Source organism: Salmonella sp. 32120201201600049SM (assembly GCF_017572835.1).
Lineage (GTDB): Bacteria > Pseudomonadota > Gammaproteobacteria > Enterobacterales > Enterobacteriaceae > Salmonella > Salmonella enterica.
On the sequence record NZ_JAGESA010000007.1, the window covers coordinates 149,380 to 165,880 of the forward strand.

16 protein-coding genes are annotated in these 16,501 nt (G+C 54.4%); 13 read left to right on the plus strand and 3 right to left on the minus strand.

All coding sequences use genetic code 11. The features are described 5' to 3' along the window. Positions 1 to 41: 41 nt before the first annotated feature. Positions 42 to 2,174 (minus strand): intracellular growth attenuator protein IgaA, encoded by a 2,133-nt coding sequence (igaA, locus tag J4650_RS15515; protein ID WP_000104092.1) that lies wholly within the window; start codon positions 2,172 to 2,174, stop codon positions 42 to 44. A 322-nt stretch (positions 2,175 to 2,496) separates the two neighbouring features. Here igaA and nudE point away from each other — a divergent pair, with 322 nt between their 5' ends. After that, positions 2,497 to 3,060 (plus strand): ADP compounds hydrolase NudE, encoded by a 564-nt coding sequence (gene nudE, locus J4650_RS15520; RefSeq protein ID WP_000045725.1) that lies wholly within the window; start codon positions 2,497 to 2,499, stop codon positions 3,058 to 3,060. A gap of 95 nt (positions 3,061 to 3,155) precedes the next feature. On the opposite strand, the gene mrcA is transcribed toward nudE, so the two are convergent. Beyond that, complete coding sequence (mrcA, locus tag J4650_RS15525) at positions 3,156 to 5,708, minus strand: peptidoglycan glycosyltransferase/peptidoglycan DD-transpeptidase MrcA (RefSeq protein WP_000673808.1); 2,553 nt, start codon at positions 5,706 to 5,708, stop codon at positions 3,156 to 3,158. A 120-nt stretch (positions 5,709 to 5,828) separates the two neighbouring features. Here mrcA and J4650_RS15530 point away from each other — a divergent pair, with 120 nt between their 5' ends. The 12 genes from J4650_RS15530 (at position 5,829) to trpS (ending at position 16,114) form a co-directional block, all read left to right on the plus strand. Beyond that, entirely contained in the window at positions 5,829 to 6,608 is a 780-nt protein-coding gene (locus J4650_RS15530; RefSeq protein ID WP_023993871.1) for a hypothetical protein, read from the plus strand. Further along, positions 6,608 to 7,147: a PilN domain-containing protein gene (locus J4650_RS15535; protein ID WP_000951390.1), complete on the plus strand. Its 540-nt coding sequence runs from the start codon at positions 6,608 to 6,610 to the stop codon at positions 7,145 to 7,147. The genes J4650_RS15530 and J4650_RS15535 overlap by 1 nt, the downstream gene beginning before the upstream one ends. Then, entirely contained in the window at positions 7,131 to 7,604 is a 474-nt protein-coding gene (locus J4650_RS15540; protein WP_023181711.1) for a hypothetical protein, read from the plus strand. Before J4650_RS15535 ends, J4650_RS15540 begins: the two co-directional genes overlap by 17 nt. Then, positions 7,594 to 7,995, plus strand: coding sequence for a HofP DNA utilization family protein (locus tag J4650_RS15545; protein ID WP_000648115.1), 402 nt, complete (start codon positions 7,594 to 7,596; stop codon positions 7,993 to 7,995). Before J4650_RS15540 ends, J4650_RS15545 begins: the two co-directional genes overlap by 11 nt. Further along, a complete protein-coding gene (gene hofQ, locus J4650_RS15550) occupies positions 7,910 to 9,148 on the plus strand; it encodes a DNA uptake porin HofQ (protein ID WP_000832803.1) in 1,239 nt (412 codons plus the stop codon). Before J4650_RS15545 ends, hofQ begins: the two co-directional genes overlap by 86 nt. A gap of 464 nt (positions 9,149 to 9,612) precedes the next feature. Next, positions 9,613 to 10,134, plus strand: coding sequence for a shikimate kinase AroK (aroK, locus tag J4650_RS15555; protein ID WP_000818621.1), 522 nt, complete (start codon positions 9,613 to 9,615; stop codon positions 10,132 to 10,134). 56 nt (positions 10,135 to 10,190) lie between these two features. After that, positions 10,191 to 11,279 (plus strand): 3-dehydroquinate synthase, encoded by a 1,089-nt coding sequence (gene aroB / locus J4650_RS15560; protein ID WP_000439820.1) that lies wholly within the window; start codon positions 10,191 to 10,193, stop codon positions 11,277 to 11,279. A gap of 97 nt (positions 11,280 to 11,376) precedes the next feature. Further along, entirely contained in the window at positions 11,377 to 12,654 is a 1,278-nt protein-coding gene (gene damX, locus J4650_RS15565; protein ID WP_000343147.1) for a cell division protein DamX, read from the plus strand. 180 nt (positions 12,655 to 12,834) lie between these two features. Then, positions 12,835 to 13,671, plus strand: a complete 837-nt coding sequence (gene dam, locus J4650_RS15570; RefSeq protein ID WP_000742132.1) for an adenine-specific DNA-methyltransferase — start codon at positions 12,835 to 12,837, stop codon at positions 13,669 to 13,671. A gap of 17 nt (positions 13,672 to 13,688) precedes the next feature. Continuing rightward, positions 13,689 to 14,366: a ribulose-phosphate 3-epimerase gene (gene rpe / locus J4650_RS15575; RefSeq protein ID WP_000816286.1), complete on the plus strand. Its 678-nt coding sequence runs from the start codon at positions 13,689 to 13,691 to the stop codon at positions 14,364 to 14,366. Beyond that, a complete protein-coding gene (gene gph, locus J4650_RS15580) occupies positions 14,359 to 15,117 on the plus strand; it encodes a phosphoglycolate phosphatase (RefSeq protein ID WP_023993872.1) in 759 nt (252 codons plus the stop codon). The genes rpe and gph overlap by 8 nt, the downstream gene beginning before the upstream one ends. Continuing rightward, complete coding sequence (gene trpS / locus J4650_RS15585; protein ID WP_000165562.1) at positions 15,110 to 16,114, plus strand: tryptophan--tRNA ligase; 1,005 nt, start codon at positions 15,110 to 15,112, stop codon at positions 16,112 to 16,114. Before gph ends, trpS begins: the two co-directional genes overlap by 8 nt. A gap of 144 nt (positions 16,115 to 16,258) precedes the next feature. On the opposite strand, the gene J4650_RS15590 is transcribed toward trpS, so the two are convergent. Further along, entirely contained in the window at positions 16,259 to 16,429 is a 171-nt protein-coding gene (locus J4650_RS15590; RefSeq protein ID WP_000472323.1) for a YhfL family protein, read from the minus strand. Positions 16,430 to 16,501: the final 72 nt, after the last annotated feature.

The following is a 16,501-nucleotide window of genomic DNA, read 5'->3' on the forward strand; positions in this document are numbered from 1 at the left end:
TTGCGCGACAGGGTAGCATACCCTGTCGCACGGCGGCGCTATCAGATGAGATTTTCCGGAGAGACGGTTAACCTGGGATTGAGGCAGCTTTCATAGTATTCCTGGATGTCCGCCATACGGGTACGGTGGCGTTGATAACGTCTGAACGCCTGAATGCCGTTGTAGACCGCGCTCACTATCATTGCCAGCATCAGCAGCGTGGTGCCGAGGTAACGCCACCAGCCGGATTTATCGGGGATACGATGCAGGCTGATATGCTGCGTACCGTTGGCATCGGTATACACGCTGGTGACAATGCCCTCGGCGCTAAATGGCGTCTGCATGAGCGTTTGCGCCAGACGCTGGAAGGCGCTCCACTGTTCCTGCGCGGGATAGTCATACAGCGGCGTTGACGGCCAGGCCTGATCAACCAGTTCGCTGCCTTCATCGCTGGCAATCAGGAATCCGCCGGGAGCGGGACTATTCAGCGACTGGGCGGCACGCGCGGTCTCGCGAGAAATAAACGGCGCCGTTGAGGTCGTGACCAGATTTTCCAGCGACTCTGCGCTTACGGGGCGTAGCAGCACGTTGACGCCGTCCAGTTTGCCGGCGTTCGCGCGTTTCACCAGCGCGTTCCAGTCCTTACTGTTACCGAGATTAACCAGCGCATTTTTCAGACGCACGCACTCGTCTTCCGCCGCGCACAAATCAGCAGTTTTCAGAACAATATCGCCAAAGTCATCTAATAATACCATGCCCGATTTTTGGATCGCGGAGCGTAAAGATGCGCTGACGCGCGAGTCGTCTTCGGGTTTTGGATGGAGCTGACGATTTACCGCCTGGCTTAGCGCCATCGCTTTATTCACCAGGTCTGATTCCGGCAGCGGTAGCGCAGGCGCGTCATTCCAGATGATTTGCGAGCAATCGAACGGCATAAACGGTGAGTTAGACTGGCCGCTCCAGGTCGCGCCGGAATGAATATTACACATTCCTTTACCGCTCAGGTGCAGCGTATCGCCCACCCGCACGCCAGCTTTTTCAAGCTGTTTTACCGTTGTCGCTTCAATGGTTTGCGCGCCTTTCATCCACGATAGCGTGAACTTGATTGGCATATCCAGCGGGATCCAGAACAGCAGCATAAACAACACCAGCAGCGAACCGATAGCAATAACAGTGCTGCGTAACCAGTGCTGCAACGGGAAGTTTTTCACTTCATCATGCAGGGATAAAAACCGGCCCTGGCGCGCGACATGGCGATCAAGGTAAATATCAATATCCGTTTGTTGCCCAAGATCCTGCGTAATGTAGGGTTGCCAGTGGGCAGGGTAAATAAGGTCGATGATGCCCAGCGAAATATTGTTAATCTGCTCCTGATTATTCTCCCCAAACAGTCCCCAGCGGCGGGGCGTTCCCCGCAGACAGTGAATTTCCCGCAGCGCGCTTTTCGACGGCGGCGCAAAAAGCCCCCAAAGTCCGGCTGCCAGCAGCAGGATCGCGCCGCCTATCATCCACGGTACAAAAACGTCTGGCGTTATCAGGCAGAAAAAGAATAACAAAAAGGAGGCGACGATTAACAACGCTTCGCGCAAGCCAGCCGGGCGGCTGAGCGCATATTCTTCGTGGGTCTCCTGACGGATATTCAACAGCTCAATCTGCTCGCTCTCTTCGCCGCGAATCGACGCCTGCGTAGAGGCCGTATTCTGTAGCGCGTAGCCGCGCGACTCCTGCATATACTCTTGCAGCGTATGGCCGTTTAAAGAGATCACCAGCGGCAGCGTATCCGTGAGGATTAGCTCAACGTTGTTTTCATCATTGATGTACTGTTCCCAGAAAGGCGGCAGATGGACTTCGACGGAGTCGAGGTAGTAGCGCCATTTATTAGGATCGTCAGTGGTAATGCCGTAGCGGGTGATGGAGTGGGTCAGTATCACGACACTGTTGCTTTCCGCGTTCAGCGTCAGCGAGATGGGCGCAGCACTGGCGCCTGTCGGCCCCGGAACTTGCTGGATCTGGCTAAGGTTATCGAGATAGTTTTCTACCGCGCTGCGCTCTTCGGGCAACAGTTTACGCGTTTGCGCGTCCTGAAAGGCGCTGATCCACGGTAAGCTTCCTCGTCTGGACTTTACCCGGAACCGCCATATTGCCAGTAGAGAGCAGGCCAGCAAAGCAGCTATAAAAATCAGAATGGTGCTCATGCTTTCCCCATCTTACTAAGTCTGTCAGGCGTGGTCAGTCGCACCCTGTCCAATAAACATTTTTCTGTGGTTGGCTATCGGCAAGCGTGGAGTTGAACTTGAGCATTGTAAAGCGCATCCCAGTGAAGGCAAATCATAGCAATACCACCAAAAACGGAATATCAGCAAATTCCTGGAGTTATTTCAACCTATTGACTTTTAATTTGAAATAAGAATTAATTTTTATTACGTTACATAAATGTAAATAAACGGCAATTCGCATTGCCGAAACCGTGCGGTATGTCGCACAATGACCACAGATTACACTGCAAAGATTCTCACAATGAGCAAATCATTACAAAAACCCACCATTCTGAAAGTGGAAACCGTCGCACAATCCCGACTGTTTAACGTAGAAAGCGTGGATCTGGAGTTCAGCAACGGCGTGCGTCGCGTGTATGAACGTATGCGACCATCAACCCGTGAGGCGGTAATGATTGTGCCGATCGTTGATGAGCATCTGATTCTTATTCGTGAGTATGCGGTGGGAACCGAATCCTATGAGCTGGGCTTCTCGAAAGGATTGATCGACCCGGGTGAGACCGTTTTTGAAGCGGCGAACCGGGAGCTCAAAGAAGAGGTCGGGTTTGGCGCGCATAACCTGACCTTCTTAAAAAAACTCAGCATGGCGCCCTCTTATTTTTCCAGCAAAATGAATATCGTGGTGGCGGAAGATCTCTATCCGGAGTCGCTGGAAGGCGACGAGCCTGAGCCATTGCCGCAGGTTCGCTGGCCGCTGGCGCATTTAATGGATCTGCTGGAAGACCCCGATTTTAACGAGGCCCGCAACGTCAGCGCGCTGTTTCTGGTACGCGAGTGGTTGAAAGCGCAGGGCCGAATTGCCTGATGGCGCTGCGTTGATCAAGCCAACGGAAAGTTCGTCTCCCCGTTCGCCGTCATCCGCTAAACACAATAAAAAAGGCGCCGGAGCGCCTTTTTTGATCAGAACAGTTCGTGTGTTTCACCATTATCAATAATGGTGGTCCCCACCTCGTGTACCGCCTGTTGTGTCGGCTGCGTGCCTTCGATGAAATACTCTTCACGGCTGTTACCGCCGCTCGCCAGTTGTCCGGTACTGCGGTCGATATTCACCGTGACGATGCCCGGCGGCGGCGTTAGCGGCTGTTCCGGCACGCCTTCCAGCACGGCTTTCATATAGGCGTCCCATGCAGGTTGCGCGCTCTTCGCGCCGCCCTCATAGCCGGAGATTTGATCTTTGATCGCGCCGGAAGCGGTGGTGCGGCCTAAATCACGGCGGTGATCGTCAAAGCCGATCCATACGGAAGTGACGACGCCAGGACCATAGCCGGAGAACCATGCGTCTTTCGAGCTGTTGGTCGTACCGGTTTTGCCGCCGATATCGCGACGTTTAAGGTCGCGCGCCGCACGCCAGCCGGTACCCATCCAGCCGGGTTCGCCGAAGATATTGGTGTTCAGCGCGCTTTTGATCAGAAACGCCAGCGGCGTATTGATCACATGCGGCGCGTACTCCTGCGTGCCGTTTTGCGCGACCAGCGCCTGGTTTGCCTGTTCCAGCTCAGGCATCGGTACGGCGCTGTTTTGCTGCTCTTGCGAAACCGCGACCTCTTCCACATTGGTGTTTTCCAGCACGTCGGATTTCTGCGTATTGCCGTAAATGACCGGGATATCGCACTCCGGGCAGGCGATTTTCGGTTTCGCTTCGAAGATCACGCCGCCCTGATCGTTCTCAATCTTGCTGATGAAATACGGGTCGATCAGGAAACCGCCGTTCGCCATCACCGCATAACCGCGCGCAACCTGCATCGGCGTGAAGGAGGCGGAGCCCAGCGCCAGCGATTCGGTATGCACGATATTCTGCGCCGGGAAGCCGAAGCGTTGCAGATACTCCGCCGCATAGTCGACGCCCATGGCGCGCATGGCGCGTACCATCACCACGTTTTTCGACTGCCCCAGCCCCTGGCGTAAACGAATCGGTCCGGCGTACTGCGGCGGGGAGTTTTTCGGACGCCAGTCTGAACCTGCCCCGGCGTCCCAGCGGGAAATCGGCACATCGTTGAGCATACTGGCGAGCGTCAGCCCTTTATCCATTGCGGCGGTGTAGAGGAACGGTTTGATGTTCGACCCCACCTGACGCAAAGCTTGCGTCGCGCGGTTAAATTTACTCTGATTAAAATCGAAACCGCCGACCAGCGCCAGTACCGCGCCAGTTTGCGGGTTAAGCGAAACCAGCGCGGAGTTCACTTCCGGTACCTGCGCCAGCCACCAGTCGTTATCCACCTGACGAACCCAGATTTGCTGACCTGTCTGGACGACATCGGTAACTTTACGCGGCGTCGGCCCCTGCTGTGTATCCGAGCGGTAAGGCCGCGCCCAACGCATTCCTTCCATATGTAGCGAAACGGACGTACCGTCGGCAAGCGCAGCGGTCGCCTCTTGCGGATTAGCGCTGGTGACCACGGCGGGAAGCAGCGGTCCGTAGGTTGGCAACGCTTTCAACGTATCGGTAATTTTTTTACTGTCCCACGCCGTTTCGCCCACTTTCCATAGCACATTCGCCGGGCCGCGATAACCGTGGCGCATGTCATAGTCCAGCACGTTATTACGCACCGCCTGTTGCGCGGCCTGCTGCACTTTGCGGGTGATGGTCGTGTAAATACGATAACCATCTTCATAGGCGCTTTCGCCATAACGGTTATACATTTCTTGGCGCACCATTTCCGACAGATAAGGCGCGGAGAAGGCGATTTCCGGCGCGTGATAATTTGCGTCGATAGGTTCGCTACGTGCCTGATCGTACTGCGCCTGAGTGATATATCCCTCGCTTAACATTCGCGAAAGCACTACGTTACGGCGCGCTATCGCCCGATCCATCGAGTAGAGCGGGTTAAAGGTAGAAGGCGCTTTAGGTAGTCCGGCGATAACCGCCATTTCGCTTAGACTAAGCTGGTCGACCGTCTTACCAAAGTAGACCTGTGCCGCCGCGCCAACGCCATAGGCGCGGTAGCCGAGATAGATCTTGTTCAGATAGAGTTCGAGGATCTCATTTTTATTCAGCAACTGCTCAATACGAATCGCCAGAAACGCTTCCTTGATCTTGCGCATCAGCGTGCGTTCGGGGCTAAGGAAGAAGTTTCGCGCCAGTTGCTGGGTAATGGTACTTGCTCCCTGCGATGCGTGACCGGAGAAGAGCGCGACGCTGGCCGCGCGGAAAATACCTACCGGGTCAATGCCGTGATGCTCATAAAAGCGGCTATCTTCGGTGGCGATAAAGGCGTTGATCATTTCCGGCGGAATTTGATCGAGCGTAACGGGAATACGGCGTTTTTCGCCATATTGCGCGATAAGTTCGCCATCCGCGCTGTAAACCTGCATCGGAATTTGCAAACGCACATCTTTCAATGTCGCGACGTCAGGTAGCTGTGGCTCAATATAGCGATAAAGGCCATAAATCGAGCCTGCTCCCAGCAGGATGCAACATACTGCAAGGATCAATAAATACTTTACGAACTTCACTGGAGATTTCCCATTTAGTGTCATTTGGGCAGTTTATAAACAAACGCGCGGTAGTATAAAGGCAAGCCAGACGCATTGATATACCCGTTAACGCGACGGGTGATAAGGAGATCGACCGTTATGGCTTTTAAAACCTGGCAAATAGGATTGCATATTCAGCAGCATGAAGCGCTGGCCATCGCCGTTATTCGCGGCGCATCGGGCTGGTCCCTGCAACGTTGGTGGCGACTGCCGCTGATGAACGCCTCCACGGCAGAGGGTACGATTCCTGACCCGCAATCGCTGGCTCACGTACTGCGACCCTGGAGCCGCGAGCTGCCGCTACGTCACCGTATTTATCTCTCTTTTCCCGCAAATCGGACATTGCAACGCGCTTTTCCACATCCGCCGATGCGTCTGCGGGAACGTGAGCAAGTCGCATGGCTTTCACAAACGATGGCGCGTGAGCTGGATATGGATCCGGACTTATTGCGTTTCGACTTTCAGGACGATGCGCTAAGCCCTGCGTTCAACGTTACCGCCGTGCAAAGCAAAGAAATTTCAGCGCTGTTAACGCTGGCGCAAACGCTCAATGTGCGCATCGCTGCTGTAACGCCCGATGCCTGCGCGTTACAGCGCTTGCTGCCGTTTATACCTTCGGGGCGGCAATGTCTGGTCTGGCGCGATGAGAGCCAGTGGCTGTGGGCGACGCGCTATGCGTGGGGGCGTAAATCGGCGCGCGAGGCGACGACGCTGCATGACCTTGCCGCGACGTTATCCGTCATGCCGGAACATATTTCGTTATGCGCCGAAGACGAATTCGACCCCTGGCGCGCCGTTACCGTCCGCCAACCGCCGGTTCCGCCGGACGGTTATCGCTTTGCGATTGCGCTGGGTTTAGCCATAGGGGAGATACGCTGATGGCGCATTCTGTCAATTTGCTCCCCTGGCGGCGCCAACATTACGTAGCGCGTCTGCGGCTGTGGTGCGTGGTATGGGGCGCGTCCCTGCTGCTGATAGCAAGCCTCGCGACGATCGCCCGGTTGGTTTTTTGGCAGGAGGGGAGGATTAATGAACTGCTACTGACGGCGGAAAACGGACGCACGACGGCACTTGCGGCGAACATACCGCAGTTGCAGCAGCGTCAGCGACAGCAACAGGCGCGATTACAACGTCAGGCGCAGCGTGAACTGACGCAAGCCTGGCAATCTATCTTGACTGACCTTGCCAACCTGTTGCCAGAGCAGGCATGGCTGACAAGCCTCAATTATCAGCAAGAGACGCTAGAGCTGGAAGGGCTGGCGAGAACGTTTGACGCCCTGCTCACGCTTGAGACATCGCTTCGTCACTATGTCAGTTTTCCGCTAAACCGCACGGGCGCCACACGGCAGGATGCGCAAGGGCGCTGGCAGTTCCATTATCAGTTAACGAGGAGCGCCGCCCGTGAACGCGCTCTTTGATATCTGGTACGGGATGTCGCGCCGTGGTCGGGTTTTTTGTTGGTGTGCAGGCGTGCTGTGCCTGACGCTGACGGTTGCGTTATCTGTGGGCTATCCCGGCTGGAAGACGCTGGATACGCAACAAACGCGGTTAAGCCAGCAGCGCGAGGCCGCCCGGCAACAGTGGCGTCATCTGCGCCGTCTGAGCGTCGCGGCTGAACCGCTTTTCGGGGGCACCGTGGAAAATCCGCGTCCTTTTTCGCCGTTAGATTTCCAGGCGCCTCCCCTGCGTTTGCTGCACTGGCAGCCATCGGCGCAGGGGGGAGAAATGGCACTGAAAACGTCCTGGGATGCGGTGCCGTCGCTGTTTGTCCGGTTGGCCGAAAGCGAGATGAGCGTAAGTCGGTTTTCATTGCGTAAAGAGGGGGCGGAATTATTGATGACGCTGCAACTGGAGCGCCTGGCGAATGAAGGCTAGCCGCGGTGTATTGCTCTGTTTTTGTTTGCTGACGTTGACGGGAATGCGCGATCCCTTCCGCCCGCCGGAAGATCGCTGCCGGATAGCGGAACTCTCGCAGTGGCGGTATCAGGGCGCGGTGCGTAAAGGCGAGCGATGGACAGGCATTCTTAAAGACAGCCAGCAAAAATGGCGACGAGTGGAAGAAGGGCAGACGCTGGAAAACGGTTGGACGATTGTCCGCCTGACGGCGGAAGCCTTAACGTTAACGACCGGTAAAAATTGTGCGCCGCCGCAGTGGCGGTGGCTACGTCAGGGAGCGGACAATGAAGCGATGGATAGCCATAATACTGATAGCCTTGATGCCCGCCGCGCAGGCGGGAAAAGCGGCGAAAGTGACGCTGGTGGTTGACGACGTCCCTGTGGTGCAGGTTTTGCAGACTTTAGCCGAGCAGGAGCGGCAGAATCTGGTGGTGTCGCCGGACGTCAGCGGGACATTATCGCTACATCTGACGGATGTGCCGTGGAAACAGGCGCTACAGACGGTGGTCAATAGCGCGGGGCTGGTGCTGCGTCAGGAGGGGAATATTCTCCATGTTCATTCACAGGCCTGGCAGAAAGAACACAGTGCGCGGCAGGATGCCGAGCGGTTAAGGCTTCAGGCTAATTTACCGCTGGAAAATCGCAGCATTAGCCTGCAATACGCCGATGCCGCCGAACTGGCGAAAGCGGGCGAGAAACTCCTGAGCGCGAAGGGAACCATCATGGTAGATAAGCGCACCAACCGCCTGCTGTTGCGCGATAACCGCGCGGCCCTGGCGGAGCTGGAAAAATGGGTATCGCAAATGGATCTGCCGGTGGCGCAGGTGGAACTGGCGGCGCATATCGTCACCATTAACGAAAAGAGTCTACGGGAACTGGGCGTAAAGTGGACGCTGGCTGACGCGACGCAAGCGGGCGCGGTGGGTGACGTGACGACGCTTTCCAGTGATTTATCCGTCGCCGCCGCCACCTCACGCGTCGGGTTTAACATCGGGCGCATTAACGGACGCTTGCTGGATCTGGAGCTGTCAGCGCTGGAGCAAAAGCAGCAGTTGGATATTATCGCCAGCCCCCGGCTGCTGGCTTCCCATCTGCAGCCAGCCAGTATCAAGCAAGGCAGCGAAATTCCTTATCAGGTTTCCAGCGGCGAAAGCGGCGCGACCTCCGTGGAATTTAAAGAAGCGGTGCTGGGAATGGAGGTGACGCCCACCGTTTTGCAAAAAGGGCGCATCCGCCTGAAGTTACATATCAGCCAGAATGTCCCCGGTCAGGTACTACAACAGGCTGACGGCGAAGTGCTGGCGATAGATAAACAGGAAATTGAAACGCAGGTAGAGGTAAAAAGCGGCGAGACGCTGGCGCTGGGCGGTATTTTTTCGCGAAAAAATAAATCGGGTAGCGATAGCGTGCCGCTGTTGGGGGATATTCCCTGGCTTGGTCAGCTCTTCCGCCATGACGGTAAAGAGGACGAGCGACGCGAATTAGTGGTGTTTATCACCCCCAGACTGGTGGCGACAGAATAATTTATGCATAAAAAAGCGCTGTTTTTGCACTGAACGCATCTGCGGGATTTGACGTGCGGATGTATTTAGCATACAAGGAGTACCGATTTGAGAGTCGTGCTTTTCGTTGCTTACGCATTGATTAATGCGCTTTGCCTTGCCGAAGGTGTGCATAAGACCGATGATAAACGGCTGAATGTCCGCTGATGCAGACGTATTGGTTCTGCGGATTGCGCACAATTGTTTGAAAGTAGAGCAATTTGTAGGCCGGATATGTTGTTCTGGTCGCCATTCGGCAACGCTAACTCGGGTTTTGCAACAATCAGGCTTGGTGATTTATTCAGTTGCCAAACCCGCTTGAGTATTGAGATAATTTTCAGTCTGACTCTCGCAATATCTTATGAGGTTTCAGTTCATGTCCTGCTGCGCTGGGTGTCTGTGAAGCGGGTTTACCATTAACGAATAGTCTTAGTAGTACCGAAAAAATGGCAGAGAAACGCAATATCTTTCTGGTTGGGCCTATGGGTGCCGGAAAAAGCACTATTGGGCGCCAGTTAGCTCAACAACTCAATATGGAATTTTACGATTCTGATCAAGAGATTGAGAAACGAACCGGAGCTGATGTGGGCTGGGTCTTCGATGTTGAAGGTGAAGACGGCTTCCGTAATCGTGAAGAAAAAGTTATCAACGAATTGACGGAAAAACAGGGTATTGTGCTGGCAACCGGCGGTGGCTCTGTAAAATCGCGTGAAACGCGTAACCGTCTCTCCGCGCGTGGCGTCGTGGTCTACCTTGAAACGACCATCGAAAAACAACTGGCGCGCACGCAGCGTGATAAAAAACGCCCGCTGTTGCAGGTTGAAGCACCGCCTCGCGAAGTTCTGGAAGCGCTGGCTAACGAACGCAATCCGCTGTACGAAGAGATTGCCGACGTCACCATTCGCACCGACGATCAAAGCGCTAAGGTTGTGGCAAACCAGATTATTCATATGCTGGAAAGCAACTAATTCAAGCAGAATACGCTGGGTAAGCGGGCACAAGTAACTAAGGTGGATGTCGCGTCATGGAGAGGATTACAGTCACTCTCGGGGAACGTAGTTACCCGATCACCATCGCGGCTGGTTTGTTTAACGAACCAGCTTCATTCTTGCCGCTGAAATCAGGCGATCAGGTCATGTTAGTGACCAACGAAACCCTGGCGCCGCTTTATCTGGACAAGGTTCGCGGCGTACTCGAACGGGCGGGCGTTAACGTAGACAGCGTGATTCTTCCTGACGGCGAGCAGTATAAGAGCCTGACGGTGCTGGATACGGTGTTTACGGCGTTACTGAAAAAACCGCATGGTCGTGATACCACGCTGGTCGCGCTTGGCGGCGGCGTGATTGGCGATCTTACCGGTTTTGCGGCGGCCAGCTACCAGCGAGGCGTTCGTTTCATCCAGGTGCCAACTACCTTACTGTCGCAGGTTGATTCTTCCGTGGGCGGGAAGACCGCCGTCAACCATCCCCTTGGCAAAAACATGATTGGCGCGTTTTACCAACCCGCTTCTGTGGTTGTCGATCTTGATTGCCTGAAAACGCTTCCCGCACGCGAACTGGCATCGGGACTGGCAGAGGTGATCAAATACGGCATTATACTCGACGCGGACTTCTTCACCTGGCTTGAGGATAATCTGGATGCGCTGTTGCGTCTGGACGGCCCGGCGATGGCGTACTGTATTCGTCGTTGTTGCGAGCTGAAAGCCGAAGTTGTTGCCGCCGACGAGCGTGAAGCGGGCTTACGTGCTTTACTGAATCTTGGACATACCTTTGGCCACGCCATTGAAGCGGAAATGGGATATGGCAATTGGTTACATGGTGAAGCCGTTGCCGCAGGTATAGTGATGGCTGCGCGCGCATCCGAGCGTTTGGGGCAGTTCAGTTCTGCTGATACGCAGCGCATCATCGCTCTACTCGAACGGGCCGGGCTGCCAGTCAATGGCCCTTGCGAGATGTCCGCGCAGGACTATTTGCCGCACATGCTGCGAGATAAAAAAGTGTTAGCGGGGGAGCTGCGTTTAGTGCTTCCGCTGGCCATAGGGAAAAGTGAAGTGCGCGGCGGAGTGTCGCACGAAGTCGTTCTTAGCGCGATTGCTGACTGTCAGCAGGCGTAACAACAAGAAAGGTCAGACTGATATTGCGTAGATGTCAGTCTTTTAGCTTCAGGTTATGTGCAATGTCGTAAGCATTAACCTTTGAGTGGGGTGTTAAATGGATGAATTCAAACCAGAAGACGAGCTGAAACCCGATCCCAGCGATCGTCGTACTGGTCGTTCTCGTCAATCTTCAGAACGCGATAATGAGCCGCAGATCAACTTTGATGACGTTGATCTGGACGCCGACGATCGCCGTCCGACGCGTACGCGTAAAGCGCGTAGTGAAGAACCTGAAGTTGAAGAAGAGTACGAATCCGATGAAGACGATACGGTGGACGAAGAGCGTGTTGAACGCCGTCCACGTAAGCGTAAAAAAGCGGCCCATAAGCCAGCCTCTCGTCAGTACATGATGATGGGCGTTGGCGTACTGGTGCTGCTGCTGTTGATTATCGGTATCGGCTCCGCGCTGAAAGCCCCCTCTACGTCTTCCAGCGAGCCGTCGGCCTCTGGCGAAAAGAGTATCGATCTTTCCGGTAACGCCGCCGATCAGGCGAATGCGACCCAGCCTGCGCCGGGCGCCACCTCCGCAGAACAAACCGCGGGCAATACGTCGCAGGATATTTCGTTGCCGCCGATTTCTTCAACGCCGACGCAGGGACAGTCGCCTGTGGTCGCTGACGGTCAGCAGCGCGTGGAAGTGCAGGGCGATCTGAATAATGCGCTGACGCAGAATCCAGAGCAGATGAACAATGTTGCGGTGAACTCTACGTTGCCGACAGAGCCTGCAACCGTCGCGCCAGTTCGCAATGGCAGCACGACGCGTCAGGCAGCGGTTAGCGAACCTACCGAGCGTCATACCACGCGTCCGGAACGTAAACAGGCCGTCATTGAACCTAAGAAACCGCAGACCACGGCGAAAACCACCACTGCGGAACCGAAGAAACCGGTCGCGCCAGTGAAACGCACGGAACCGGCAGCGCCAGCCGCGACGCCGAAAGCGACCACCACGACGGCTGCTCCGACAGCGACGGCAAGCGCTGCGCCGGTACAAACCGCGAAGCCAGCGCAAGCCTCGACGACGCCTGTCGCAGGCGGCGGGAAAAGCGCTGGCAACGTTGGCGCCTTAAAGAGCGCGCCATCCAGCCACTACACATTGCAGCTCAGTAGTTCTTCAAATTACGACAACCTGAACGGTTGGGCGAAGAAAGAGAACCTGAAAAATTATGTGGTATACGAGACGACGCGTAATGGACAACCGTGGTATGTGCTGGTAACGGGGATGTATGCTTCGAAAGAAGATGCTAAACGTGCAGTGTCCACCTTACCTGCCGATGTGCAGGCGAAAAACCCGTGGGCAAAACCGTTGCATCAGGTTCAGGCCGATCTGAAATAATCCAGGCTGTGTCCTGCAATTGCCTGTGAGTGTCGCTGACAGCTATTTTTGTTCAGGACAGGCGCGAGGGGCGCATTTGCTACCGTCAAATGCGCCGTAAAGCAACGCGGCACAGCCTAAAGCGCAGGATGCTGTCGGAGCTTTCTCCACAGCCGGAGAAGGTGTAATTAGTTAGTCAGCATGAAAAAAAATCGCGCTTTTTTGAAGTGGGCAGGGGGAAAATACCCTCTGCTTGATGATATCAAACGACATTTGCCAAAAGGCGAGTGCCTTGTCGAACCTTTTGTGGGTGCCGGATCGGTGTTTCTTAACACCGACTTTTCTCGTTATATCCTCGCCGATATCAACAGCGACCTTATTAGCCTCTATAACATCGTGAAGTTACGTACTGACGAGTATGTACAGGCTTCGCGCGAGCTGTTTATGCCTGAAACTAACCAGGCTGAGGTCTATTACCAACTCCGTGAGGAGTTCAACACCTGCCAGGACCCCTTTCGTCGGGCGGTACTGTTTTTATATCTGAACCGCTACGGTTATAACGGACTCTGCCGCTATAACTTGCGCGGGGAATTTAATGTACCGTTTGGTCGTTATAAAAGACCTTACTTCCCGGAAGCGGAGTTGTACCACTTTGCAGAAAAAGCGCAGAATGCGTTCTTTTACTGTGAGTCATACGCAGACAGTATGGCGCGTGCGGACAAGTCGTCGGTGGTCTATTGCGATCCGCCTTATGCGCCGCTGTCCGCCACGGCTAACTTCACAGCGTATCACACCAATAGTTTTAGCCTGACGCAACAAGCGCATCTGGCGGAAATCGCTGAGAATCTGGTCAGTAACCGGATACCGGTGCTCATTTCCAACCATGATACGGCGCTCACACGCGAGTGGTATCAACTCGCAAAATTGCATGTCGTCAAAGTTAGACGCAGTATAAGCAGCAACGGCGGCACACGTAAAAAGGTGGACGAACTGCTGGCTCTGTACCAACCAGGAGTCGCAACGCCTGCAAGAAAATAATTCTCAAGGAGAAGCGGATGAAACAGTATTTGATTGCCCCCTCAATTCTGTCGGCTGATTTTGCTCGCCTGGGTGAAGACACCGCCAAAGCGCTGGCTGCCGGTGCTGATGTTGTACACTTTGACGTCATGGATAATCACTATGTGCCGAACCTGACTATCGGCCCGATGGTGCTGAAATCCCTGCGTCAATACGGTATTACCGCGCCTATTGATGTCCACCTGATGGTCAAGCCAGTCGACCGTATCGTGCCCGACTTTGCCGCCGCTGGCGCGAGCATCATTACTTTTCACCCGGAAGCCTCCGAACATGTTGACCGCACGCTACAGTTGATTAAAGAACACGGCTGTAAAGCGGGGCTGGTATTCAACCCGGCAACGTCGCTCAGTTATCTCGATTACGTCATGGACAAACTGGATGTGATCCTGCTGATGTCCGTGAACCCAGGCTTCGGCGGCCAGTCTTTTATTCCGCAGACGCTGGATAAACTGCGCGAAGTGCGTCGCCGCATTGATGCCTCCGGTTACGACATTCGCCTGGAAGTGGACGGCGGCGTGAAGGTGAACAATATCGGCGAGATCGCCGCAGCAGGTGCGGACATGTTTGTTGCGGGGTCGGCAATTTTCGATAAACCCGACTACAAAAAAGTGATTGATGAAATGCGCAGTGAGCTGGCAAAGGTAAGTCATGGATAAGTTAAAGAATATTCGGGGCGTCGCCTTTGATCTTGACGGTACGCTGGTGGATAGCGCGCCGGGTCTTGCCGCGGCGGTAGATATGGCGCTGTATGCGCTGGAACTGCCGGTCGCGGGCGAGGAGCGCGTGATTACCTGGATTGGTAACGGCGCAGACGTATTGATGGAACGCGCGCTGACCTGGGCTCGCGAGGAGCGCGCCACGCTGCGTAAGACGATGGGGAAACCGCCCGTTGATGAAGATATTCCTGCCGAGGAACAGGTACGCATTCTGCGTAAACTGTTCGACAGGTATTATGGCGAAGTGGCGGAAGAAGGCACCTTTTTATTTCCGCATGTCGCCGACACGCTGGGTGCGCTGCACGCCAGCGGATTGTCATTAGGTCTGGTGACCAACAAACCGACGCCGTTCGTCGCGCCGTTGCTGGAATCGCTTGATATCGCCAAATACTTTAGTGTGGTTATCGGCGGCGATGATGTGCAAAATAAGAAGCCGCATCCGGAGCCGCTGTTGCTGGTGGCAAGCCGGCTGGGCATGATGCCGGAGCAGATGCTTTTTGTCGGCGATTCGCGTAATGATATTCAGGCAGCAAAAGCGGCGGGCTGCCCTTCGGTTGGCCTGACATACGGCTACAATTATGGCGAAGCGATCGCCCTTAGCGAGCCGGACGTCATTTATGACAGTTTTAACGATCTTTTGCCCGCACTTGGGCTTCCGCATAGCGATAACCAGGAAATAAAAAATGACTAAGCCCATCGTTTTTAGTGGCGCACAGCCCTCAGGTGAATTGACCATTGGCAACTATATGGGGGCATTGCGTCAGTGGGTAAACATGCAGGATGACTATCATTGCATCTACTGCATCGTAGACCAACATGCTATTACCGTGCGTCAGGACGCGCAGCAGCTACGTAAAGCGACGCTGGATACGCTGGCGCTGTACCTGGCATGTGGTATTGATCCTGAAAAGAGCACTATTTTCGTTCAGTCCCATGTGCCAGAACATGCGCAGCTTGGCTGGGCGCTGAACTGCTATACCTATTTCGGCGAGCTGAGCCGTATGACGCAGTTTAAAGATAAATCTGCGCGCTATGCGGAAAACATTAACGCCGGCCTGTTTGATTACCCGGTGCTGATGGCGGCAGACATCCTGTTGTACCAAACCAATCTGGTGCCGGTAGGCGAAGATCAGAAGCAGCATCTGGAACTGAGCCGCGATATCGCCCAGCGTTTTAACGGGCTGTATGGCGATATTTTCAAAGTACCGGAACCGTTTATTCCAAAATCCGGCGCGCGTGTGATGTCGTTGCTGGAGCCGACGAAGAAAATGTCCAAATCGGACGATAACCGTAATAACGTGATCGGCCTGCTGGAAGATCCGAAATCGGTAGTGAAGAAAATCAAACGTGCGGTCACTGACTCCGACGAGCCGCCGGTAGTGCGTTATGATGTGAAAGAGAAAGCGGGTGTCTCTAACCTGCTGGATATTCTTTCCGCCGTGACCGGTCAGAGCATTCCTGAACTGGAAAAACAGTTTGAAGGTAAAATGTATGGCCATTTGAAAGGCGAAGTGGCGGAGGCGGTTTCCGGAATGTTGTCTGAGTTGCAGGAGCGCTATCACCGTTTCCGCAACGACGAAGCGTTCTTGCAGAAGGTGATGAAAGACGGGGCGGAAAAAGCCAGCGCACGTGCGGCCGAAACGCTGAAAGCCGTTTACGAAGCCATTGGCTTTGTGGCGAAACCGTAAGGGGTATTGCGTGCCCGATGGCGCGAGCTTATCGGGCCTACAAACGAGCGTAAGTTGGACAAGGCATCTGCGCCGTACCGTTTATCAGACCTGTAAAAAAACCGGGAAAATCCCGGTTTTTTTGTATCTGCGCAGTCGTTTCTATTATTGATCGGCAGCCGGGCCGCAACCGCCAATAATTTTAGAAATAGAAATTGCAGGGTGCAGCAAATAATCGTAGCTGCAGTTATTTTTTTTGTTTTCGATATGACCAGTACAAGCAGTGAGCGTCGCCAGAACCCCTGCCACAACGGCAATTTTTACAAATTTAAACATTTCAAAATCCTTGTTGATAAAACGAGCACTACTGATGGAATAAATATAAGATCTATTTAGCGTATAGTACGA